This window comes from Kaistella montana, from assembly GCF_024436175.1.
GTDB classification, from domain to species: domain Bacteria; phylum Bacteroidota; class Bacteroidia; order Flavobacteriales; family Weeksellaceae; genus Kaistella; species Kaistella montana.
In genome coordinates this window covers 1,308,543-1,332,471 of record NZ_JANFQP010000001.1, presented here as the reverse complement: position 1 = coordinate 1,332,471, position 23,929 = coordinate 1,308,543, and the positions used below count along the sequence as shown (strand labels likewise).

The 23,929-nt window shown below is 35.9% G+C and carries 26 protein-coding genes; 17 read left to right on the top strand and 9 right to left on the bottom strand.

The annotated features are described in order from the left end of the window. The first annotated feature begins 38 nt into the window (after positions 1 to 38). Positions 39 to 2,180: a S9 family peptidase gene (locus NOV28_RS06110; RefSeq protein ID WP_255928632.1), complete on the top strand. Its 2,142-nt coding sequence runs from the start codon at positions 39 to 41 to the stop codon at positions 2,178 to 2,180. Between the two features lie 68 nt (positions 2,181 to 2,248). Here the strand turns inward: NOV28_RS06110 and NOV28_RS06105 are convergent, their stop codons facing one another. Further along, entirely contained in the window at positions 2,249 to 2,797 is a 549-nt protein-coding gene (locus tag NOV28_RS06105) for an L-threonylcarbamoyladenylate synthase (RefSeq protein WP_255928629.1), read from the bottom strand. A 109-nt stretch (positions 2,798 to 2,906) separates the two neighbouring features. Between NOV28_RS06105 and NOV28_RS06100 the strand changes: the two genes are divergently transcribed. Further along, positions 2,907 to 3,155, top strand: a complete 249-nt coding sequence (locus tag NOV28_RS06100) for a VF530 family protein (RefSeq protein ID WP_255928627.1) — start codon at positions 2,907 to 2,909, stop codon at positions 3,153 to 3,155. A gap of 8 nt (positions 3,156 to 3,163) precedes the next feature. Here the strand turns inward: NOV28_RS06100 and NOV28_RS06095 are convergent, their stop codons facing one another. The 5 genes from NOV28_RS06095 to gldB all read right to left on the bottom strand — a co-directional run bounded on the left by NOV28_RS06095 (position 3,164) and on the right by gldB (position 6,733). Beyond that, a complete protein-coding gene (locus NOV28_RS06095) occupies positions 3,164 to 3,538 on the bottom strand; it encodes a YchJ family protein (protein ID WP_255928625.1) in 375 nt (124 codons plus the stop codon). 7 nt (positions 3,539 to 3,545) lie between these two features. Further along, the gene (locus NOV28_RS06090) at positions 3,546 to 4,049 is read right to left on the bottom strand and encodes a DinB family protein (protein WP_255928623.1); all 504 of its coding nucleotides are present in this window, start codon (positions 4,047 to 4,049) and stop codon (positions 3,546 to 3,548) included. Positions 4,050 to 4,130: 81 nt separating this feature from the next. Then, complete coding sequence (locus NOV28_RS06085; RefSeq protein WP_255928621.1) at positions 4,131 to 5,270, bottom strand: cystathionine gamma-synthase; 1,140 nt, start codon at positions 5,268 to 5,270, stop codon at positions 4,131 to 4,133. Between the two features lie 133 nt (positions 5,271 to 5,403). Further along, positions 5,404 to 5,730 (bottom strand): gliding motility protein GldC, encoded by a 327-nt coding sequence (gldC, locus tag NOV28_RS06080; RefSeq protein WP_255928619.1) that lies wholly within the window; start codon positions 5,728 to 5,730, stop codon positions 5,404 to 5,406. A 22-nt stretch (positions 5,731 to 5,752) separates the two neighbouring features. Next, positions 5,753 to 6,733: a gliding motility lipoprotein GldB gene (gldB, locus tag NOV28_RS06075; protein ID WP_255928617.1), complete on the bottom strand. Its 981-nt coding sequence runs from the start codon at positions 6,731 to 6,733 to the stop codon at positions 5,753 to 5,755. A gap of 90 nt (positions 6,734 to 6,823) precedes the next feature. Between gldB and nadE the strand changes: the two genes are divergently transcribed. The 3 genes from nadE to NOV28_RS06060 are packed head-to-tail and all read left to right on the top strand — an operon-like array spanning position 6,824 to position 8,498. Beyond that, entirely contained in the window at positions 6,824 to 7,615 is a 792-nt protein-coding gene (nadE, locus tag NOV28_RS06070; RefSeq protein WP_255928615.1) for an NAD(+) synthase, read from the top strand. A 26-nt stretch (positions 7,616 to 7,641) separates the two neighbouring features. Beyond that, the gene (locus NOV28_RS06065) at positions 7,642 to 8,154 is read left to right on the top strand and encodes a ribonuclease domain-containing protein (protein ID WP_255928613.1); all 513 of its coding nucleotides are present in this window, start codon (positions 7,642 to 7,644) and stop codon (positions 8,152 to 8,154) included. Between the two features lie 56 nt (positions 8,155 to 8,210). Further along, entirely contained in the window at positions 8,211 to 8,498 is a 288-nt protein-coding gene (locus NOV28_RS06060; RefSeq protein WP_255928611.1) for a barstar family protein, read from the top strand. Between the two features lie 50 nt (positions 8,499 to 8,548). Here the strand turns inward: NOV28_RS06060 and NOV28_RS06055 are convergent, their stop codons facing one another. From NOV28_RS06055 to NOV28_RS06045, 3 genes are all read right to left on the bottom strand, one after another. After that, positions 8,549 to 8,932 carry a hypothetical protein gene (locus tag NOV28_RS06055; RefSeq protein WP_255928609.1) on the bottom strand — a complete coding sequence of 128 codons (384 nt, stop codon included), beginning with the start codon at positions 8,930 to 8,932 and terminating at the stop codon, positions 8,549 to 8,551. Positions 8,933 to 9,179: 247 nt separating this feature from the next. After that, the gene (locus tag NOV28_RS06050; protein ID WP_255928607.1) at positions 9,180 to 10,343 is read right to left on the bottom strand and encodes a beta-helix domain-containing protein; all 1,164 of its coding nucleotides are present in this window, start codon (positions 10,341 to 10,343) and stop codon (positions 9,180 to 9,182) included. A 32-nt stretch (positions 10,344 to 10,375) separates the two neighbouring features. Then, positions 10,376 to 12,919, bottom strand: a complete 2,544-nt coding sequence (locus tag NOV28_RS06045) for a TonB-dependent receptor domain-containing protein (protein ID WP_255928605.1) — start codon at positions 12,917 to 12,919, stop codon at positions 10,376 to 10,378. A 190-nt stretch (positions 12,920 to 13,109) separates the two neighbouring features. Between NOV28_RS06045 and NOV28_RS06040 the strand changes: the two genes are divergently transcribed. From NOV28_RS06040 to NOV28_RS05985, 12 genes are all read left to right on the top strand, one after another. Beyond that, positions 13,110 to 13,787: a response regulator transcription factor gene (locus NOV28_RS06040; protein ID WP_255928603.1), complete on the top strand. Its 678-nt coding sequence runs from the start codon at positions 13,110 to 13,112 to the stop codon at positions 13,785 to 13,787. A gap of 9 nt (positions 13,788 to 13,796) precedes the next feature. Continuing rightward, complete coding sequence (locus tag NOV28_RS06035; protein ID WP_255928601.1) at positions 13,797 to 14,831, top strand: sensor histidine kinase; 1,035 nt, start codon at positions 13,797 to 13,799, stop codon at positions 14,829 to 14,831. Between the two features lie 125 nt (positions 14,832 to 14,956). After that, positions 14,957 to 15,544 carry an IS1096 element passenger TnpR family protein gene (locus tag NOV28_RS06030; RefSeq protein ID WP_255928599.1) on the top strand — a complete coding sequence of 196 codons (588 nt, stop codon included), beginning with the start codon at positions 14,957 to 14,959 and terminating at the stop codon, positions 15,542 to 15,544. Positions 15,545 to 15,703: 159 nt separating this feature from the next. Beyond that, positions 15,704 to 17,056 carry an alpha-amylase family glycosyl hydrolase gene (locus tag NOV28_RS06025; RefSeq protein WP_255928597.1) on the top strand — a complete coding sequence of 451 codons (1,353 nt, stop codon included), beginning with the start codon at positions 15,704 to 15,706 and terminating at the stop codon, positions 17,054 to 17,056. 6 nt (positions 17,057 to 17,062) lie between these two features. Then, positions 17,063 to 17,503, top strand: coding sequence for a GreA/GreB family elongation factor (locus NOV28_RS06020; RefSeq protein ID WP_255928595.1), 441 nt, complete (start codon positions 17,063 to 17,065; stop codon positions 17,501 to 17,503). 72 nt (positions 17,504 to 17,575) lie between these two features. Beyond that, the gene (locus tag NOV28_RS06015) at positions 17,576 to 18,370 is read left to right on the top strand and encodes a thymidylate synthase (protein WP_255928593.1); all 795 of its coding nucleotides are present in this window, start codon (positions 17,576 to 17,578) and stop codon (positions 18,368 to 18,370) included. 72 nt (positions 18,371 to 18,442) lie between these two features. Next, on the top strand, positions 18,443 to 18,685 hold the full coding sequence (locus NOV28_RS06010) for a hypothetical protein (protein WP_255928591.1): 243 nt from the start codon (positions 18,443 to 18,445) through the stop codon (positions 18,683 to 18,685). Continuing rightward, positions 18,682 to 18,993 carry a hypothetical protein gene (locus NOV28_RS06005; protein ID WP_255928589.1) on the top strand — a complete coding sequence of 104 codons (312 nt, stop codon included), beginning with the start codon at positions 18,682 to 18,684 and terminating at the stop codon, positions 18,991 to 18,993. Before NOV28_RS06010 ends, NOV28_RS06005 begins: the two co-directional genes overlap by 4 nt. A 74-nt stretch (positions 18,994 to 19,067) precedes the next feature. Next, positions 19,068 to 19,295 carry a hypothetical protein gene (locus NOV28_RS06000; protein WP_255928587.1) on the top strand — a complete coding sequence of 76 codons (228 nt, stop codon included), beginning with the start codon at positions 19,068 to 19,070 and terminating at the stop codon, positions 19,293 to 19,295. Between the two features lie 4 nt (positions 19,296 to 19,299). Continuing rightward, positions 19,300 to 19,902, top strand: a complete 603-nt coding sequence (locus tag NOV28_RS05995) for a hypothetical protein (RefSeq protein ID WP_255928585.1) — start codon at positions 19,300 to 19,302, stop codon at positions 19,900 to 19,902. Between the two features lie 21 nt (positions 19,903 to 19,923). Continuing rightward, positions 19,924 to 22,437, top strand: a complete 2,514-nt coding sequence (locus NOV28_RS05990) for a M1 family metallopeptidase (protein WP_255928583.1) — start codon at positions 19,924 to 19,926, stop codon at positions 22,435 to 22,437. Between the two features lie 102 nt (positions 22,438 to 22,539). Further along, on the top strand, positions 22,540 to 23,865 hold the full coding sequence (locus tag NOV28_RS05985) for a hydroxymethylglutaryl-CoA synthase family protein (RefSeq protein ID WP_255928581.1): 1,326 nt from the start codon (positions 22,540 to 22,542) through the stop codon (positions 23,863 to 23,865). Positions 23,866 to 23,929: the final 64 nt, after the last annotated feature.

The window sequence follows — 23,929 nt, the reverse complement described above, 5'->3', positions numbered from 1 at the left end:
TTTTTATTTCTTACTTTTAGCCATCTAATTTTTAAGAAATGAAATTTTCAAAATTTTCTTTATTGTTCCTCGTTGCGGGAAGTTCTTTCTTTGCACAAAACCAGAAATTCACCATCGCAGAAGCAGTAAACGGATTGAGAAGCAATCTGGCGGTAAAAAATATTTCCCAATTCTCGTGGAGTGATGATAACAAGGCCTTTTATCAATCAACCAAAAATGCATATTTGGTAACTGAAGTTGCAGGGATGAAGCAGGATACGCTGGTTTCGCTCTATCAACTCAATAAAAATCTTGCGCCGGATCTTCAACTGAAATCTTTTCCAAGAATTACTTTTATTAATAATGATAAAGGATATTTCACCCAAAATTCAAAATATTTTTGGGTAGAACGCAACGGAAAAGAATGGAAAGTAAAAGACTGGATAACTTTGGATCAGTCGGCCGAAAATGTAGAATTATTAGGTAACAACCAAGGTTTTGTTTATACTATTAAAAATAATCTTTATTTAAATTTAAACGGAAAAACCACCGCGATTACCAAGGATGAAAATGAAGATATCGTCAACGGACAAGCCGTTCATCAACGTGAATTTGGAATAGAAAAAGGCATTTTCGTTTCGCCGGACAATTCCAAAATTGCTTTTTACCGAATGGATCAATCGATGGTAACTTCTTATCCAATTATCGATTGGAGCGTAACTCCTGCCGTGAATAAAAACATCAAATATCCAATGGCGGGAACGCCTTCTCATCATGTAACTTTGGGGATTTTTGATATCAAAACCGGAAAAACCAACTTCTTGAAAGTTGATGGTGATGCAGAACAATATTTGACCGCAATTACATGGAATCCCGATTCGAAATCTATTTTTGTGGGCATTCTCAATCGTGATCAGAACGATTTGAAAATGAATCAATATAGTACTGATTCAGGAGATTTAATGAAAACGATTTTCGAGGAAAAATCTGAGATTTATGTGGAACCGCAACACCCATTGTTGTTCTTCCCGAATTCTAAAACCGATTTTATTTGGCAAAGTCAACGCACCGGTTACAACCATCTTTTCCATTATAATTTGGAAAAAGGTTTGGTGGCGCAATTGACCAAAGGCGATTGGCTGGTGACGGATATTTTGGGTTTTAATGAAAAAAAGAAAGAAATTTATTATACTTCAACCCAAGAATCTCCATTGGAAAGACATCTTTACAAGATCAATTGGAGCAATTTCCGAACCCAAAAATTAGATAATTCTGCCGGAATGCACGCCGGAATTCTCAGCAAAGATGGTTCTTGGCTTTATGATTCTTTCAGCAATGCAAATTCACCAAGAGTTGTAAATTTAATCAACACGAACACCGCGAAATCTAAAAATATCCTGACTTCCGAGAATTCTTTGAAAAATTACCAGAGACCGGAAATCAAGAATGTGACCTTAAAAGCCGACGACGGAACGCCACTTTACGGAAAAATTATTCTACCAACCGATTTCGATCCCAACAAAAAATATCCGACGATCGTTTACCTTTACAACGGGCCACATTTGCAGTTGGTGACCAATAGTTTTCCGGCTTCAGGGAATCTTTGGTATGAATTTATGGCGCAAAAAGGATATGTAATTTTCACCATGGATGGTCGCGGTTCTTCCAATCGTGGGTTGAAATTTGAGCAAGCCGTTTTCCGTCATTTAGGTGAAGTGGAGATGAAAGATCAACTGAAAGGAGTGGAATATTTGAAATCTTTACCTTATGTAAATGCCGATAAACTGGGTATTCATGGTTGGAGTTTCGGTGGTTTTATGACGACGAGTTTTATGTTGAAATATCCGGATGTTTTCAAAGTTGGAGTTGCGGGCGGACCGGTAATCGACTGGAAAATGTATGAAATTATGTATACTGAAAGATATATGGATTCGCCACAGAATAATCCGGAAGGTTACAAACAAGCCAATCTTTTGGATAAAGTTCAGAATTTGAAAGGCAAACTTTTAATGATCCACGGCGCGCAAGATAATGTGGTGGTTTGGCAACATTCGGTGAAGTTCCTGAAATCCGCTGTTGACAATGGCGTTCAGCTCGATTATTTCGTTTATCCTGGACATGAACACAATGTTTTAGGGAAAGATCGAGTTCATTTGATGCAAAAAGTAACCGATTATTTTGATGAATATTTAAAGAAATAAAACGCAAAATCCGGAGAATTTCCTCCGGATTTTTTTATTGAATGATTGGCGAAATTCTGAATTTTAAATTACTCGCGCAATACTTTTACGCGGCCGTCTTTCCATAACCGAATCACCGAAGAACCCGAATATTCCGAGATTTTTTCGTGGTTTTCTTCCGCAACAGCATCTACAGAATTTATGATTTCTTGGTTAATGTCCGAAAATTTCAATGGTGATTTGTCGCCACTTAAATTCGCTGAGGTTGAAACCAACGGTTTGTTCAGTTTTCCGATCAATTTTTTCAGATAATTGTCTTTTATCAATCGAATTCCGATGCTTCCGTCGTCCGCGAGCAATTCTTTGGGCAAACCTTTCGGATTATCATAAACTATAGTAACTGGTTTTTCCGATAAATCCATAATTTCCCACGCCATTTCGGGAACTTCCACCAAATCTTGAAGTCGTTTTTCAGATTCCACCAAAATAATCATCGATTTGTTTTTCTCGCGTTTTTTGATTTCAAAGATTTTGTTGATAGCATCAATATTTGTTGCGTCGCAGCCGATTCCCCAAATGGTATCGGTTGGGTAAAGAATCGTTCCGCCAGATTTTAAAGTATCGATGAGATTTTGCATAATTGAAAGTTTGTTCTTTTGAAAGGCAAATTTAAAAATAAATGAACGAAAATTTCGGTTTTAAAATGGGCTCTAAGATTAATTTTTATTGCTAATTTTACCAATAATTATGGAAGAAAAATCTAAAGATCCTTTACACGGAAAACGTCTGGACGCAATTTTGGAAGAATTAGTCGAATATTACGACGGTTTTGAAAAACTCGGTGAGCAAATTAATATTAAATGTTTCACTGATAATCCGAGCATCAATTCCTCACTGAAATTTTTGCGAAAAACCGATTGGGCAAGAACGAAAGTTGAAAGTTTGTATTTGTATGTTTTAAGACAGAAAAAGAAGGCAGAAAATCAGAAAAAATAGTTGGTTTTCTAACTTAGAAATTCGCCGGAAACGTAATGCCAACGGTCATTTTCTTTTTGAAACAACGAAAATTCATGATGAATTTGTGGTTTTCCGTTTTCGTCATTGTAATAAGCTTTGAATTCAACTTGGTTTAAAGATGATTTCAAAATTTCCAATTTCGTCCACTCGTTGATTTCGCCCCATTCTTGTAAATCTTTTTTGTTGTGGAATTTTCTTTTCGTCGGAAGCGTGGTTTTCATCAAATATTCACCATTCGGAATCGCAAAAGCCGAAAATCTCGAACGCATCAAAGCTTCCGCAGTTGGAGCATGTTTTTCGCCCGTGTGAAAGGGTTTACAGCAATTTTCGTAAAGTTTTCCGGAACAGCAGGGACAGTTCATTTTTTTATTAAAATTTTGATAAATACCTTTCCTCAATAATATTCAAATGATGAATATTATGCCCAACAATCAGTTTCCCAATGGTTTCAACCGAAATTTCGTTTCCGTTGGCAATTCCTGTTTCCGAAAGTTGAATTGTATTTAAATTTTCAAAAAAAAGAGTAGAAGATTTTCTCACGATTTCAAATTCTTCAACAAGATTTTGTATTGATCTTTCAGCCGGAAAATAATGTTGTGCATACGCTTCTTCGTCCCAACCCGGAAGTTCGGTTCTGTCTTTTCTGGCAAAACGCAAAGCTCGGTAAGCGAAAATTCTTTCTGCATCAATTAAATGTTGCAAAAGTTCTTTCAGCGTCCATTTTCCTTCTGCGTAAGCGAAATTTGATTGTTCTTCTGCTAAAAATGAATAAAGTGAAATAGTTTTTTCACCCGATTTTTTCATTTCTTCCAACCAATTTTCAGATGGAATAAGATCTAAATATCGCTGAATGTATTTTTGAAATTCTGTCATGCTCAAAAGTATAAAAAACCTCCAAGCTTTTCGGAACTTGAAGGTTTATTTTTTAATATTTGTGGTTAAAAAATATTAATGTTAAGAAAAAGCTTTTTCCAAATCAGCAATCAAATCAGCTTCATCTTCAATTCCAACGCTCAATCGAACTAAATCGTCGGTAATGCCCAATTCTGCTCGTTTTTCTGCAGGAATAGAAGCGTGTGTCATCAAAGCTGGATGATTGGCCAAAGATTCCACGCCGCCCAAAGATTCAGCTAAAGTGAATACTTTTAGTTTTTCTAAAAACTTGATGGCATCTTCTTTTTTTCCGGATTTAAAAGTGAAAGAAACCATTCCACCGAAATCTCTCATTTGTTTTTTCGCCAAATCATGTTGAGGATGAGATTCTAAACCTGGATAAATTACTTTGTCCACGGCAGGATGAGATTCCAGATATTTCGCGACAGCCATTCCGTTTTCAGAATGTCTTTGAACTCTTAAAGCCAAAGTTTTAATTCCTCGAAGAACCAAATAAGAATCGTGTGGACCGAGAATTCCGCCACTTGCGAATTGAATGAAATGTAATTTTTCGCCCAATTCTGCGGTATTTGCAATCAAAGCACCGGCAATTACATCGGAATGTCCGCCGAGATATTTTGTCGCTGAATGCATCACGATATCTGCACCCAAATCGATCGGTCTTTGCAAATATGGAGTCGCAAAAGTGTTATCAACCGCAACCAAAATATCTTTTCCTTTTACTAAATCAGTCACTGCTTTGATATCAACCAATTTCATTAAAGGATTTGTTGGGGTTTCTATCCAGATTAATTTTGTTTGATCATTAATTAAATTTGAAATTTTCGAAACTTCATCAAAATTCACGAAGGTGAATTTCAACTGATATTTTTCAAAAAGTCGGGTGAACATTCGGTAAGTTCCGCCGTAAAGATCGTCTACCGCGATGACTTCATCGCCCGGATTTAATAATTTAAGAACACAATCGATCGCCGCCAAACCGGAACCGAAAGCCAAACCTCTCGCGCCGTTTTCAATGCTTGCTAAACTGTCTTCCAAAGCTTGTCTGGTAGGATTTGCCGCTCTGGAATATTCGTAACCGGAATGAATTCCCGGAGATTTTTGCGCAAAAGTTGAGGTTAAAAAAACGGGTACATTCACCGATCCAGTTGCGGATTCGTGATGTTGACCACCGTGGATTACTTTGGTATTAAAATTCATGATTTTTTTATTGCTTTAGGCTTTAAGCTTTAGGCAATAGGCTTTTACTGCTTTAAAACTTAAATATGATTAAAAAAAATATAAGCTACATGCAAAAAAGCTTAATGCTTATCGCATACCGCTTATTGCTTATTTACATTTTTATTGCTGATTTTTGTGCAAATTCTTCCGCCATTTCTTCCATCCAAGCGGCAACATCTTCTTCGCCGGTTGCTCTTTGGTAAGTGTGGCTCATCGAAATAAGAATTTGATGAAGAAACATTTTCATTTGATCAACCGGCATTTCTTTGGTCCAAAGATCAATTCGAAGCGCTTCCATTTTTTTGTCGTCCCAAACTGAAATCATGGTTGCTTTGGTTTCTTCTTTTTCTATTCCGCCGTCTTGTGCGTGCCACATCATTTTTTCGGGAACGTGGTTTTCATCAAGTTCTACATCTATGGTAATTTGAGTCTTTTTCATATGTTTTAAACTTTTTGAGTGCTTAATTTTTAGGTTTGTATTTACTTTGATTAAAGATTTCTTGGGCATCCATTTTAATGAAATCTGCCAGTTTCACTTGCGGGTTTTCCTTGAAATATTTTCTACAGATTTGCCAACCGGTAAAAATACCAATTTGTGGCGAAGAATCGTTATCGATTTCAGTGTAGAATTTCGAGAAAGGTCCAGGATTGATAAATCGTTCGTTCAATCGCAAATCATCACTGAAAACCAAGTTGTTTTCCACGAAATAATTCCAAATGTTCACTTCATTTTCCAGCGCCCATTCGTATTGTTTTTGGGTGTAATTCATTTTTAAATAATCTGGAAAATTAGGTAGAAAAGCATCTTGAAGTGTTAGAATTTTCCCGTTATAAATTAATTCATCAATAAATTTTTGATGACTTGCATTATGCGGAACAAAAAACTGTGCATAAGCTTCTGAAACTTTCGGAACTATGTTTTGCGGATTCATCGATTTCTGGAAATAAAGTTCTAAACCTTGATAATTAGGATTGTTTTCTCCCATAAATGCCGAGATGTCGATGAACAACATGTTTTCTTCAGGTTTATAGAAAATAGGTTCCATAATTCCTTGTAATGCCGATGAATAAAGATAAACTTTGGGTGCCACGAATTCCGGGAAATAATAATGAATATGTGAAAACAAATTCGATAATTCGTTGTTGAGTTTTGCTACATCAATTTTTGCAATGGCTTCTTTGTAAATTTTGGCTTCGTTGGCATCGGCTCTTCTGATCGCGTAATCTTCATCAGAAACCGTTCCCTGAAACCATGGAAATTTATTTTTAAAAACTTCTAAAGGAAGATTGGTATCATAAAATTCTTTGGAAATATCGATGATTTCTGTTTTTTTGGTGGGATCTTTAATCTCGATTTCCCAGAGGTTTTCAGGATTTTTTTTGCAGGCAACTGCTCCAAAAACGAAAATACCTGAAAACAATAAATATCTAAAAAACTTCATTATTTTTACATCAAAATTTAAGCTGTAAAATTAAGGAAAATTTTAGGGTTTATTTCATCTTAATCATCATAGTTTTTTTAAAGAAAATACATGCAAAAAGAAAAAATAACAGAAAAAATCGTAACCTGGCTGAAAGATTATGCCGAAAATGCTCATGTGAAAGGTTATGTAGTCGGAGTTTCCGGAGGTGTGGATTCCGGAGTGGTTTCTACACTTTGTGCGATGACGGGCCTGAAAACGCTCTTGTTGGAGATGCCGATTCACCAAAAAGAAGATCAGGTAAGTCGTGCGTTGGATCATATCGCTGATTTGAAATCGAGATTTCCGAATGTGGAAGCGATTTCGTTGAATTTAACTCCAAGTTTTGATGAGTTGTTTAAAGTTTTTAATGTAAATGATGAGGATTTTCCTGCCGAAAAACTTGCTTTTGCTAATACCAGAGCGCGTTTGCGAATGCTTACTTTGTATCATTTCGGGCAGCTGAATGGACTTTTGGTTTGTGGAACCGGGAACAAAGTCGAAGATTTCGGGATTGGTTTTTACACCAAATATGGCGATGGTGGAGTAGATGTTTCGCCGATTGCCGATCTTTATAAAACCGAAGTTTATGAACTCGCGAAGCATTTAAACCTGATAGAATCTATTCAAAATGCAATTCCAACCGATGGTTTATGGGATGTGGACCGAACTGATGAGCAACAAATTGGTGCAACGTATCCGGAGCTTGAAAAAATTCAGAAAGAGTGGGGAACCAAGACGGAAGTGGATTATTCGGGAAGAGATTTGGAGGTTTTTAAAATTTTCAGCAGAATGAATAAAGCGGCGCAACACAAAATGCAGCCGATTCCGGTTTGCGATATTCCGGAAGAATGGAGAAACTAAGTTTCGTAATATTTTAAACCATTAAAATGAATAAAAATAACGTAAAACTGGTTCTTTTTTTCATCATCGGAATGCTGAGTGCGTTTTTGGTGATGTATCTGATCAACAATTACAGAATCGAAAAGAAAAATCAAAATTCGGAAGTTGTTGAAAATTCCATCATTAAATCTGAAAAATCGAATAGCGATGAGAAAAATTCCTTTAATGAAAATTCTATTCAAGATTTAACCAATGAAGTTAAGGTCATTAATTATGTAAAAGCCAATCACGAATTGCCCGATTATTACATCACCAAAATTGAAGCGAGAAAGCAAGGTTGGGTAGCTTCTGAAGGGAATCTTTGCGATGTTTTGCCAGGAAAAGCAATTGGTGGTGACAAATTCAGCAACCGCGAAAAAACTTTACCTTCCGGAAAACAATATTTCGAAGCCGATGTCAATTACAATTGCGGAAACCGAAATGCCGATCGCATCGTTTTCACGAAAGATGGCGACGTTTATTTGACCAAAAATCATTACAAAAGTTTTGACAAACAGTAATTTCAAGAACTTAATTTACTGAAATAAAACAATTAACCATTAACACTGAAAAAACAATGAATACAGTATATATCGACTTCACGGAACTTGGCGATTATGATGATTTTTATGCGCAGTTAAAAGAAAAATTGCAGCTTCCGGAATTTTTCGGGGATAATTTGGATGCACTTTACGATTCGATCACAGGGTTTGTAAAGTTGCCACTTCATATTGAGTTTGTAAACATGAGTGTGGAACAACTCGAAATGTTTGAAGATTTGCTCGTAACCTTAGAAGATGCCGATGATGAACTGGATGATTTCACTTTTTCATATTATCTGGAACAATATGAAGATGAAGAATAAAAAAAACCTGACAGCGCGTCAGGTTTTTTTTATGAGTCAATCTGAAAATCTTATCTAGAAGCGATAAATACAGTAATCGGAAGAACATAAATTTTGTTCATTTTGGAACTGTCATCGAATCTATAAAGCAAATGTGTCATTAGATCTTGTAATTCTTTGCTTACATATTTGCAATCTCCGTTTACGGTAACGTGATCGATTTTTCCGTTTTCAGAAACTTCAAATTTTACTTCGCTATTGATTTTGCCTTCCGAAAGATTCGGATTGGTAAAATCGAAATTCTGTACAACGAGATTTCTTAGTTCGCCAAAACCGTCATTGGAGTTGATGTTTACTTCTTTAATGATGTTGTTTTGTTGTGCTTTAATGGTTGAAGTAAAACCTGCTGTAACTACTATTGCTAAAACGCCGAAGAGCTTAATTATATTTTTCATAATGCTTATTTGTTTGTGTTAATTGTATTGTTTGATCATTTATTGATACAAAGCAATGAAATTAATTTAAAATTAACAAATAATTCATATTAAATTCACATAAGAATCGTAAAATTTAATATTGGAGCATTAAAATTGATTAAAATACTTTAATTCAAATAGTTATAATGTGAACGAAATATTAACAAATAAAAATGCCACCGAAAATCGATGGCATTTGTTTGATATGAATAAAAAGTGAAGAATATTATAATCCTGCCCAAGTTGCAGCCCAAGTTGGAGTAGTAGTTCCGCTTCCAGCTCCAGTTGCAGTTGCGTTTACAGTATAAGTATTTGGTAATACAGGTACGCTAATTCCAGCAGAAGATTTAGCAGAAGCTTCTTTGGTAACGTTATCAAATTTCACGTTAGTGATTTTTCCACCTCCGTTAAAATAAGTTACAGTTGCATCGTGCTCTAGGTTAATACCTGTAGCCCAACCTGAAAGTACTACGTTGTCGATTGTAGCGTAAGTACCAACTCTTAATTTCATACCGTCAGATTCACCACCTGCAGCTCCAATGAATGTTGCGTTTTTGATGGTTGGGTTAGATCTTGGATTAGCATTGTTATCGTTAGAGTTGTTATCAGCTTCGATTCCTCTGTTCCCCATTCCTCCGCTTCTTCTTTTGGTATAAACGTTGGTTGCGGTTCCGTTCCATCCTTCTGTCCAATCTAATGCATCATCTTCGTTTCCTACGGAAATAAGATTAGAAACATTTACAGTACCACCGAAAAATTCGATTCCGTCATCAGAACCATTTAATACAGATACATTGCTGATTGTAGTTCCATTTCCAACTCCGAAAAGAGAAAGTCCGTTGAATTCTTTTTCTCCTGTAAAGATTGCTCCTGAATATTCAATTCTTACATAAGTTAAAGATCCTGAATTGTCATTAGCAACAGTACCACCATAAGTAGCGTTTCCAACTTCAGCAGAAGCAGAAGTTCCTTTGTTGATTGGTGCTTTTCCAGCGATTACGATTCCACCCCAGCTTCCTGGTGTAGCAGATGGAGAAGTGAATACTACTGGTGCAGATGCAGTTCCGTTTGCGAAGATTTTACCACCTTGTTCTACGGTTAGGTAAGCTGATGTTCCGCCAGTTGATTCGATTCTTGTTCCTGCAGGAATTACCAATTGTCCACCATCTTTCACGTGTACACCGCCGGTTAATTTATATACTTTAGTTGCATCTAAAGTTACCACCTCGCCAGATTTTACATCTCCTTTGAAATCGTTTGGATTAGCAGCAATCCCAACTGGTGTTACTGGAGTGATTGGATCGTCGTCTCCACTGTTGCAAGATTGTACAGCAAACGTAGCTGGTAATAAAAGCGATAATGCTAATACTTTTAAATGTTTCTTTTTCATAATTTTTACTTTTAGATTTATTTTATTTTTTTTTAAAATTCGTAGGAAACTCCTACTCCTATGTTGGTTCCTTTTTTATAATCTCTTACAGATACATCACCGTTTGTATTTTCTTGTACTCTTTTGAAATTAGGATTCAAAAGGTTTTTACCACTTACAGAAAATCCGATTCCGTTACCGAATTTTACTTTTGCAACAGCATCAAGTACGTTGATGGCTTTATCTACAAGGTTTCCTTTGTTCGCATATCCGATTGCATAGATGTTATCCGAAATATGAGAATAAGAAACTACTAAATCCAATGAGTTTTTGCTGCCCCATTTTTGTTCTAAACCTAGATTCACATTGGCAAGGAAATCAGATGCACCTTGCATTTTGTCGTTTGATTTTGATGGGTCGATAGAAATCGTATTGCTGTAAGAAGTTGTAGTTTCAGCAACAACTTTTTCTTTGTCAAGATCTTGGTTGGTGTTGAGGTAAGTACCGTTCAAGAAAGTGTAGATTCTGGTATTGTTGTTTTGGTAAAGATCTTTTCTGAATTCCATTTCTACTCCGAAAACGTGTCCTTTGTCACCGATATTTACAAATGAAACTGAATTAGATGAAGAGTTTACCGTAACTCTGGAAATTGGATTTTGAATGTATTTCCCAAATGCTGTAACTGAAATTACCTCGCCTCTTTTTGGGAACCATTCCCATTTAAGGTCAGCATTATAGTTATCTGAAGGATACAATGCCGGGTTACCGAAACTTAGTTCATCAACTTCTTCATATTCATAAGGAGCAACTTCCAAAAGAAGTGGAGTAGTATAAGTTTTAGAAGCTGAGAATCTTAAATTATTCGTATCGTTTACGCTGTATTTTAAGTTTAATGCAGGTAATATTTTGGAATAATTTTTCTCAACCTTACCTTCTTTAATTGATGTGCTGTACTCGATTTTTTGATCAAGATTATCATATCTCAAACCAACTTGCGCTGTCAAACGATCACTGAATTTATAATCTAAATTGGCGTAACCAGCGTTATTTAAGACTTCAGAGTTGTAGAATTGTGGAATTAGTGCAGTTTCTGGATTCCATTTGATGTCTCCACGGAAAGTTACAATATCAAAAAATCCTGAATTGTAATTAGTCGTATTGAAGAAGCTTCCGTAATCAGCTGGATTTAGGAAATAATTGCCTTGAGCAGCATTTACTCTAAAGTTGAACTGCGTAGCCCGGAAATCACTTTTCTTATATCTTCCGTTGTAACCAAAAGTTAGTTTTGCATTTTCGCTCAACTGATAATCAGCATGGATATCTCCAACATAATCGTTCTCGATCAGTTTGTCAAAATATCTGTGGTTCGCACCCGGATTACTCGCTCCGAAATAATTAGAATCGGTTGTTTGGTTATAGATCGAGATATTCTGCATTCTATCTGGTCTGCGGCTATCTAATCTGTTGAATCCAAGATTCCAATATAATTTCAATGGAGAAGAAATCTTATGTTCACCGGATAATTGGTTGATGAACAAATCATTGGTTTTATAATTTGCACGACGAAGTAAAGCCGTTTCCTCTGCTCTGTTTTCGTTCGTATCTCTTATGTAACCTGAGTAGTTTTCCAATTTTTGCTCCGTGGTGTGGATGTAATTAGAAACAAACTTCAAATTATGATTGCTATTGAGTTTGTAATTAAGGTTAATTAAACCTGTAGAATTTGTACTGTAAGAATATTCAGTTCCGAAAAGGTCTTTTGTAGGAATTCCTACATTGTCAACAGATCTTGTAACGCCTTCTTTGTAACCATAATTATTATCAAATGATCCAAATCCGAAAACACTCAGCTTTCCTTCTTCACCGATGTTGAAAGTTCTTCCGAAATCAATACCCAATGAAGAATTGATTGGTGTGAAAACCTCTTTGTTCGACCATGAAGTTTTGAAAACATATCCGTTGCTAACCAAAGATGCATTGCTTGGTTTGTTTATTTGTTTGAATCCGAAATAATCGGGACCGTTTTGCAAATAGAAATTCTTTTGATTAATTGCATTAGAATTAACCGAAGAACCAAGATTCACCTTAAAGTAAGGCTTTCCGGTGTATACTTTAGAAACAATATCCACATTTGCCCCCGACATATCGCCCCACATTTTTGGGTTGTAAACCTTTTCAAGGCCTACATAATCAATCATATCGGTTTTAATGATACTGAGGTCGATGTTTTTATAAATAGGATCATTAGAAGGGATTGGCAACCCATTCATCGTAGTTGCATTGTTTCTATCGCCTAATCCACGAATAAAAACTTGGCCGCTACCTTCTTGTTTTTGGGCTCCAGTGGCTTTGGTTACCGCCACAGAAACGTCGCCTACACCTTGTTTTTCTAATTGGTCCGTACCAACACGTTCGATTACTTCGACGGATTTTCTTTGGATACTGATGATGTTACTCTCCGAGCTTTTTTTCACGCTTCCTTTTATAGTAACTCCTTCAATCTTTTTCTCTGTCTTTACTGAGTCATTTTTAGTTTCCTGTGCAAATACTGCTACTGAACAGGTTAGAAAAAATACTGCAATACTTAATTTGCTCATTTTTATTGTAACTATTATTTTTTTCAGTGCAAAGGACGAAATTATACCCCGTTTCGGTGTTGCCTCAGTTTTAATTTTGCATTAAAGATTCTTGAACAAAAACAAACGAATATTAATTATTTGTAAATATTAGCCAACATTGCTTTTGCAACCTTATTTTTCATTAATTTTGAAAGGCTAAAACCTAAAAATGAAACAGAAAAAGATTCTTTTAATTGATGATGAACAGGATATTTTGGAAATTCTTTCCTATAATTTAGAAAAAGAAGGCTACGATGTTTCTACCGCTACGAACGGAATCGAGGGAATCGAAAAAGCCAAAGAAATCATTCCGGATCTCATCCTTCTAGATGTGATGATGCCCGAAAAAGACGGCATCGAAACTTGCCAAGATTTAAGAAAAATTAAAGAATTACAACAAACACTCATCGTTTTTCTTTCTGCCAGAAGCGAAGAATTTTCTCAGCTAGCAGGTTTTCAAGCTGGTGCCAACGATTATGTAGTGAAAATTATTAAACCAAAAATTCTTATTTCTAAAGTAAATGCCCTTTTGCAGCTTACTTCACGCGTTTCAGATTCTTCCAAAAATATAGAAATTGGCGATTTAATTATCGATAAAAATAACTTCCGCGTTTCCAAAGCTGGTCAGCAATTTTTACTTCCTAAAAAAGAATTCGACTTATTGTATTTGCTCGCTTCCAATACCGACAAAGTTTTCAAGAGAGAAGAAATCCTCGAAAAAGTTTGGGGAAATGACGTGATCGTAGGCGAGAGAACCATCGATGTACACATTCGAAGACTTCGCGAAAAACTTGGTTTGCGAACCATACAGACGCTCAAAGGAATTGGTTACAAATTAGTTGTGTAAATTTGTGAAATGAGGTTTCACAAGCTTACTTTAATCGCATCTATTTTTTTAACGATCGTAATGTCAATCGTTGCGATGATCTTTGATTATTCCAATGATGTGGTTTTCAATGAGAAAAACAATTTCTATCTCACCCTGTTTCTTTGCGTGATTTTTATTTTTGTCCTTAATTATTTGATTTTAGAATATCTATTTAATTATTACGGCAAAAAACAAATCAAAAAAATCTCTACCATTTTGCCCGGCGATTTTTTACCACAAGACGAAAATAATATGAATTTTAAGGAATTGGGAGAAAGAGTTTCCGAGTTCAGCCAGAAAAATGCCACCGAAATGGATACCATGAAGGAAATGGAAACCTATCGGAAAGAATACATCGGAAACGTTTCCCATGAACTTAAAACTCCACTTTTTTCCATCCAAGGTTATGTGGAAACTTTAATTGACGGTGGAGTAGAAAATCTCGCTATTCGCGATAAATACTTGGAGCGTATCGACAAATCTGTCGAAAGACTCCTAAATATCGTTAAAGATCTCGATATGATTAACCAATACGAATCAGGCGAAATTACTTTAAATATCAGCAGATTCGAACTCAATTCTTTAATCCGCGAAATCATCGATCTCCTCGATTTAGAAGCACAAAGAAAAACTTCCAACGTACAACTGCAAAGCTCTATGCCACAGATTTTCGTAAATGCTGATAAACAGAAAATTTCGCAAGTTCTCATCAATTTAATTTCCAATGCAATACATTACGCCAACCGCGAAAAAGCACAGATCGTTATTCGAACTAATGTGTTGAAAAACAAAGTTTTGGTAAATGTAGAAGACAACGGAATGGGAATAAAACCAGAACTTCTTTCCAGAATTTTCGAAAGATTCTACCGAGTAGAAACCAGCAGAAATCGTAACGAAGGCGGATCCGGACTTGGGTTGGCTATTGTGAAGCATATTTTGGAAGCTCACGGTGAGAATATTTCCGTAGAAAGTGTATATTTGGAAGGTACGAAATTCAGTTTTATGCTAGAAAAGAGCAATTAGAAAACGGCAAAATGTAAGCAAAACTTTTTAAATAAAAACGGACAATTTTTTTTTTGTCAAATTTCAATTGTTTTATATTTGCACCCTAATTCAAACAAAAACTCATCCTAAACTTTCAAACAAAAATGGTTTATAAAATCCGCATTATTTTAGATACCAAAGACGATATTTTCAGAGACGTCGAAATTAAAGATAAGCAGAATCTTTGGAATCTCCATTTGGGAATTAAAAGTGCATTCTCTCTTTTGGGCGAAGATTTATCGCTTTTCAATATTCTTGATGAAGACGGAACTATCATAAAATCTGTTCCACTGGAAGATATGAGCGATGATGGCGACGGAGAAATCATGTCTGATGTTTATATCAACGAAGCTTTCGAGAAAGTGGGCGACAAAATTCATTTTCAGTATGGTTTCATGGATTTGTGGGAATTTTTCTGCGAATTGGTTGAAATTATCGATGAAAAACCTGCTGTAAACTATCCAATTACTGTTTTCCGTTTCGGAAATATGCCACTAAAAGCTCCAAGCAAATCCGGAGGAAAAAAAGGAACGAAAAACAATGCAATTCCTTTGTTGGACGATGATTTTGAAAATTTTGACGATAACTTCACAACCGGAAACTTTGCCGATGAAGACGAAAGTTTTGATGATGATGAAGACGATGATTTCAACGATGATTTCTTCGAAGAAGATGATTCCGAAGAAATTTAAAATACACAACCCCGAAATTTCGGGGTTTTTTTATGCCCAGTTGTGAAATTTCATGATGCAAAATGGAGATTATAAATTTTGTTATTGAATGCTATTTTTTAACAAAATCTCGTTCGGAATTCCCATTTAAAAATAATACATTTGCTACAAATCATTAGAATGAAAAAACTGATCCTTTTAGCCATCATCGGTTTAGGAATTATCTCCTGTACTACCCAAAAATCTACAAAAATGAACGATTTGCCAAGCGAATGGAAGCATACGACCAATATTTACGAAGTTAATATCAGACAATATACTGAGGAAGGAACTTTCCGTGCGTTCGAAAAAGAAATGCCGCGATTGAAGGAAATGGGCGTGAAAACGCTTTGGTTTATGCCGATTACTCCGATTGCCCAGAAAAATAAAAAAGGACCACTCGGAAGTCAGTATGCAGCGCAAGATTATACCGCCATCAATCCGGAATTTGGAACGATGGAAGATTTCAAACACATAGTGGATGAAGCGCACAAAATGGGTTTCAAAGTTATCATCGATTGGGTGGCAAATCACACCGGTTGGGATCATGTTTGGACGAAAACCAATCCAGATTTTTACTTAAAAGATCCAAAAACAAACGATTTCCAAATCGCTTCCGGAATGGACGATATCATCGAACTCGATTATAAAAATCCAAAAATGCGTCTTGCCATGATTGATGCGATGAAATTTTGGGTTCGTGAAGCCAATATTGATGGGTTCCGTTGCGATTTAGCATCTTGGGTTGAAGTGGATTTCTGGCAACAAGCAAGACCGGAAGTTGAAAAATTGAAACCACTTTTCTGGCTCGGCGAATTCGATGAATTGGACAACCCTGATTACGGAAAAGTGTTCGACGCTAGTTATATTTGGAGCTGGATGCACAAAACCAAAGATTTCAACGAAGGAAAAGCATCTTTTACCGATTTGAAAGATCTTCTCGGGAAATATTCGGCGATTGGAAACGGTTCGATGAGAGCTTGGTTCACTTCTAACCACGACGAAAATACTTGGAACGGAACCGAATACGAAAAATATGGCGTTTTTGCTCAACCTTTAGCTGTGTTTTCCATCACTTGGAACGGTGTTCCGTTGATTTATAATGGGCAAGAACTTCCTTTAAAAACAAAAAGATTAGAATTTTTCCAGAAAGATCCAATTCCGTGGAATGGAAATAATGAATTGCACAATTTCTATAAAACGTTGCTTGAGCTGAAGTCGAAAAATCCTGCACTTCGAGGCGGTGATGATGCAGCAACAACGCAAATTCTGAAAACTTCTGCCGACGATAAAGTTTTGGCTTACCTAAGAAAAAATGGAAAAGATGAGGTTTTGGTGGTGTTGAATTTTTCTAAAGATAATGTTTCTTTTACCATCGATGATCCTAATGCTACAGGCGTTTTTCATAATGTTTTTACAGGTCCGGTGAAGGATTTTTCTTTGGATAAAAGTTTTTATTTGCCAGTCGGAGGTTACGCTGTAATGGAAAAATAAATTTCGATGAATAAATCTGAAATCCTGAAAATCATTCATCAAAAATTATCAGAAAAAATTGATCATTTAGAACATTTAATTGCTGAAACCCGCGCTGCCAACAACGAGACCAAAAGTTCGATGGGCGACAAATACGAAACTTCTCGCGAGATGGTTCAGCAAGAAATCAACAATCTGCAAATTCAGTTGAATGAAAATATTCGGGTGAAAAATTCTTTAAAATCAATCAACACAAATCCGTATCAGAACGTCGGTTTGGGAAGTTTGGTGGAAACGGATAAAGGATTTTTTTACATCGCCGTTTCTCTCGGAATGATGAATTTTGAACAAAAGAAAATATTTTTAATTTCCCCGGAAAGTCCATTAGCAAAAGCAATGAACGGAAAAACCGAAAATGAAGTGTTTTCAATGAATGGAACTCAACAAAAAATTGTAAAAATTTGGTAAATTTGAGAATTGTTTTTCTTTTGAAATTCAATTTCCAAGTTAGCAAATTATCACCTTCTCAAATTAATTTCAATGCAAAATTATTTAGATCTTCTTCAGCATATTTTAGACAAAGGAACCGATAAAACCGACCGAACCGGAACCGGAACCAGAAGCGTTTTCGGCTACCAATTGCGTTACGATTTATCCGAAGGTTTTCCGTTGGTAACGACAAAAAAAGTGCATTTGAAATCGATTATTTATGAATTGTTGTGGTTTCTAAAAGGTGATACCAATATTAAATATTTAACCGATAACGGCGTTTCCATTTGGGATGAATGGGCCGATGAAAACGGAAATTTAGGTCCGGTTTATGGTGCGCAATGGCGAAGCTGGACCGGCGCAAACGGGAAAGTGATTGATCAAATTACGGAAGTGATTGACCAAATTAAAAAAAATCCCGATTCCAGAAGGTTGATCGTTTCCGCTTGGAACGTTGCCGAAATCCCAAATATGGCTTTAGCGCCTTGTCACGCGATGTTTCAGTTTTATGTGGCGAACGGGAAATTGTCGCTTCAGTTGTACCAAAGAAGTGCCGATGTTTTCCTCGGAGTTCCGTTTAATATTGCGAGTTACGCGCTTTTGTTGATGATGGTTGCACAAGTTTGCGATCTGGAAGTGGGCGATTATGTGCATACTTTCGGCGATGTGCATATTTACAACAACCATTTTGAGCAAGTTCATAAGCAACTTTCCCGCACGCCAAAAGCTTTACCAAACATGAAATTGAACCCGGAAATCAAAGATATTTTCGATTTCGATTTTGAAGATTTTAAATTGGAAGATTACGAACCTTATCCGGGAATTAAGGCGCCGGTTGCGGTTTAGATTTTCTTATTTCGTTCTTTTTCAGTGATTTAAAAAAATAATTTTCTAACTTTGAATTAAAATTTAAACAACATGGAACTGACTATTCAATTAGAAGATCACGCGGATTTGGCTTTCATCAAAAAACTTTTGACACAAATTAAAGGCATCAAAAGCGTGCAAGTTTCAGAAGAAGATAAAACCTATTCCTGGGAAGAAATCGAAAATTCCGAATATTTCGGGAAAGTGATGGAGCAGAGTGAAGGGGATTATAAGAACGGGAATTATCAAGAATTAACAGATGATTTGCTAGATCAAATTTTTGATAAGAAATGAAATTTTTGATAACTTCAACGGCAATATTTTCATTAAACGAAATCTATGATTTTCTAAAAAGACGTTGGACAAAAAGGGAAATAGCAATACTTAAAAATGATATTAAGAAATTCAAACAAACTATCCGCGATGGAATAATTAAACATCAATCGGTAGAAAATTTTCCTCAAATAAAGGTCGCATTGATTGGGAAAAAGCAAGTGAAATTGTTTTATGAAATTAAAAGTGAAGAAGTAGTTGCCATTAAACTTTTCTTTCATTGCAAACAAGATCCAAGAATTATCAAAAATATTTTAAAAGATAATTAAAACATAATATCAAGTGAAGTTTCCTGCTTCACTTATTTTGTAACTTTTCCTGAAATTATAAGACTTATTACGCAATGAAATCATTAAAAGTACATCTTGATGAAAACGCCAGTTTCGAAAAATTGACGGAACTTTTGCTTCAAATTAAAGGCATTAAATCTGTAGAAATCATCGATGATGAAAATGCAGAAAGCGACCTGAAAAAAGCTTTTGCCAAAAGCAAAGAACAACTGAAAAAAGGAGAATATGAAAGTATCGTGAATGATGTTTTCGATATTTTTTTGAGTCCAAAAAAGAAGTAATTTTATGAATAAATTCAATTCTATTTTATTATCATTTTTTTTTACCATCATTGGTTGCAAGGAAAATATTTCAAATACAGATTCAAATCAAAATCTGCAAAGTTTAACTATGCAAAATAAAAAAGTTGAATATGGCCAAAAGTTTTTTGATTTTGACGAAGTAGATTATTATTCCATAGAAATTAGCGAAGAAGATGCAATGAAATTAATGGATGAAAATTCTACTAGACTTTCTCAGCAAAAATCTGATATAATTCTTAATGATGAATTTCCCAAAACCATTGCTGATATAGATTTTATAAAAGATTTTAATAAGTTCGGCTTCAAAAAATATCAGATAGCTCCTGCAAATTTCGAAGATTTAAATAAAATTTTTGTTGAAAAAACTGAACAGGAAAGAATAGATTTCGCTTGTATTCCTATTTTCAGAGATATTTTGGTTTTTAAAAAAGATAATAAGAATATTGGTTTCGCTAAGATTTGTTTCGATTGCCATCAATATCATATTGTGGGATCCATTGTAAACACAGAAAATTTTGGACAAGGGGATGATTTTGAAAAATTAGACAGTATTTTAAATAGAAATCATCATCAAATTAAAAAATAAATCAAAAAGTATAAAAATAATATGAAGAAAGTAATCATTTCCGTGTTGCTTTTGGCTGCGGTATTTAATTCAAATTTTGCTATAGCGCAAACCGAAACTTCCGGAAGAGCAAAAGTCTATCAACAAACCCACACCAAATCGACCGAACTGAAACATACGAAATTGAAAGTGAATTTCGATTATGCAAAAGAGCAAATGAACGGCGAAGAATGGTTGACCGCAAGTCCATATTTTTACCCGTCTGATTCTTTAGTTTTGGATGCGAAAGCAATGTTGATTCACGAAGTAGCTTTGGATAAAAACGGTTCGAAAACGCCTTTGAAATACGATTATCAAAACGATATTCTAAAAATTAATTTAGACAAAACCTATAACCGAAATCAGGATTACACCGTTTACATCAAATATACGGCTCGTCCGAACGAAGTTACCCAAAAAGGAAGCGCCGCAATTAGCGATGCAAAAGGACTTTACTTCGTGAATGCGCAAGGAAAAGATGCCGACAAACCTACACAAATCTGGACTCAAGGCGAAACGGAAGCCAGCTCAGCTTGGTTCCCAACCATCGATAAACCGAACCAAAAAACCACTCAGGAAATCTACATGACCGTTCCCGATAAATACGTGACTTTATCCAACGGGTTGATGAAATCTTCCACTAAAGAAAGCAACGGATTGCGCACCGATCATTGGGTGATGGACAAAAAACACGCCCCGTATTTATTCTTCATGGGAGTTGGCGATTACGCTGTGGTAAAGGATAAATGGAGAAATATTCCGGTTGATTATTACGTAGAAAAAGAATACGAACCGTACGCAAAACAAATTTTTGGAAATACGCCGGAAATGATCGAATTCTTTTCGAAAAAACTGAATTACGATTATCCTTGGTCTAAATATTCGCAAATTACCGCCCGAGATTATGTTTCCGGAGCGATGGAAAACACTACAGCGGTGCTTCATCAAGAATCTGCACAACAAAAACCTGGCGATTTAATCGATGAAAATAAATGGGAAGATGTGATTTCTCACGAGCTTTTCCACCATTGGTTTGGCGATTTGGTCACTGCCGAAAGCTGGAGCAATCTTACTGTTAATGAATCTTTCGCCAATTATTCCGAATATCTTTGGAATGAATACAAATACGGAAAAGATTTCGCCGATTATACTTTGATGAAAGCTGCTGAAGGCTATTTCCGCGATCCATCTAATGTTTCCAAAGATTTGGTGAGATTCGATTATCATTCGCGAGAAGATATGTTCGACGGAGTTTCTTACAACAAAGGAGGCTCAATTCTTCACATGCTCAGAAATTATTTGGGTGATGATGCGTTTTTTGCGGGATTAAATGATTATTTAAAAACCAATGAATACGGAACCGGAGAAGCGCAACAACTTCGACTTTCATTGGAAAAAGTTTCCGGGAAAGATCTCAATTGGTTCTTCAATCAGTGGTATTACGGAAGTAACCATCCGAAAATTTCTTACACTACATCGTTTGAACCAGTGAAAAAAATGGTGACGATTACGATTAACCAAAATCAATTGGGTGAAAATTTTCAGTTTCCATTGGCGATTGATGTGTATGAAAACGGAAAACCAACCCGAAAAAATGTTTGGGTTTCGGCGAAAGAAAAGAACGATTTCACTTTCCAAGTTTCCAAAAATCCTGATTTTGTAAACATTAATGCAGATGGAATTTTGTTGGCAGAATTTACCGAAACCAAAACCCCGGAACAATATTTTACGCAATATTCCAACTCTAAAGAATTTTTGAGCAGATATAAAGCAGTAGAAAATGCCGTGGAAAATAAAGGAGTAAACCCGGCTTCGCTAAAAACTTTGGTGGCTGCGTTGAAAGATTCCAACTTCAGAATTAGAATGAAAGCATTGAGCGGATTAGATCTTTCAAAACCTGACCAAGCAAAAGCTGCGCTTTCGGAAGTGGAAAAAATGGCTTCCAACAACCCGAAAACTTTGGTTCAAAGTGCTGCGATTTCAGCTTTAGCAAAAACAAAAGACAAAAAATATCTTCCACTTTTCGAAAAAGGAATGAATGCAGTTTCCAATTCTGTAAAAGGAAGTTCGCTCAGCGGAATTTCAGTAATCGATCCTGCGAAAGTGGCTTCTTTAGCTGAAAAAATCGATTTGGAAGGTGCAAGTGATGATTTAATTGCTGAACTTTTACCGGTGATCGTGAAAAACAAAATCGAGAAACAAATGCCTGCAATTGCTTCTACAGCTGCTTTCTACCCGTTCCTTAAATTTCAGAATCCGGAATTGGGAGCAGCAGCCGAAGATGGATTTAACTGGATTATGAGTTCCGATAATTTAAAAGCAACTCAGAATTTGACTAAGGTTTTAACTCAAGTGAAAAGCCAAATCGGTCAGAATCCTCAAGCGAAAATGATGATTGTGCAAATCTTGAAAGATGGTCTTGCCAAAAAAATGAATGTTTTAAAAGCAAATCCTTCAAGCCCAACCATCAATCAACAAGTTGATGCGCTCAATAAAACGATTGAAGCATACAAATAATTCCTATTTTACCCATAATTTTTTTGCCGGAGCTTATAGTTCTGGCTTTTTTATTTTTCAGTGGAAGATATTTTTCAGAAATTTGTTTAAAAATTAAGCAGTATGATTTATGGTATTGAGGCGGCAAGCTTCCACGTTCCTTCCCTTTATTTGGAAATCAAGGATTTAGCAGAAAAAAGAAATATTGAACCCGCAAAACTCGAGAAAGGACTCGGTTTACATAAAATGGCTTTTCCGGATGTCCACGAAGATGCTGCAACTTTCGCAGCTGAAGCTTTGCTAAAACTCATTAAAGATAATCAACTCAACCCGAAAGATATTTCCCGAATTTACCTTGGAACTGAAAGTGCGATCGATGCAGCAAAACCAACCGCAACCTTCGCGATGCAAATGGTAGAAACTGTTTTGGAAAAAGATTTCGGAAAACGTTGTTTCAAAAATTGTGATGTGGTTGATATGACTTTCGCTTGTGTAGGCGCGGTGGATGCGTTGCAAAATTGCATTGATTTTTGCAGAGCAAATCCCGGAAAAAAAGCAGTTGTTATCGCTTCCGATTATGCAAAATACGAATTGGCAAGTTCCGGAGAATATACTCAAGGCGGTGGTGCGGTGGCGCTTCTTTTGTCCGATAATCCTCGACTTTTAGAGATTGAAAATACTTACGGAGTTGCTACAGAAAGCGTTTTCGACTTTTTTAAACCAAGAAGAAATGCTTTAAAATCCGATTTAAGTTCAGCAACAGAATTTATGCCCGATAAAATCGAGATTTTTACCGATGAACCGGTTTTCGATGGACAATATTCCAACCAATGTTATCAGGACAGAATTCGCGAAGCTTACGAACATTACAAAGAACAAACAGGAATCGAAAAACCTTATGAAAACTGGCGTTACCTAATTTTTCATTTGCCGTATGCGTTTCATGGAAAAAGGGTTTTTACCGAAATTTACAGCTCGGAAAACGGACTTTCTTACCAAAGTCCTGAAGAGCAAAAAGCGGTTGCGAAATCCGAAGATTATTTGAAATTTATTAATGAAAAAATAGAACCTTCGCAGCGCGCTTCCTCGGAAGTTGGAAATATGTACACGGCTTCAATTTTCATGGCTTTGCTTTCTGCGATGCAAGTGAGCTACGATGAAAATGAAAATTTAGAAGATCAAAAAATCGGATTTTTAGCCTACGGAAGCGGTTCGAAAGCGAAAGTTTTTACCGGAAAAGTAGGGGAATCTTGGAAAGAAGCGGTGCAGAAATGGAACATTTTTGAAAGTTTAAAAAACAGAAAAGCCATTGATTTTGAAACCTACGAAAAACTCCACCGAAAACAATTGAAATCATCGGTAAATCCGAATTATAAAGGATTTGGACTAAAAAGTATCGAAACCGAAAATCCGCTTTCTTTGGGAGCAAGATTTTATGATTTTCAATAATTTTTAGTTTGAAAAAGACAAAAGCCGTTTCAGTTGAAGCGGCTTTTTAATTTGATGTTATTAG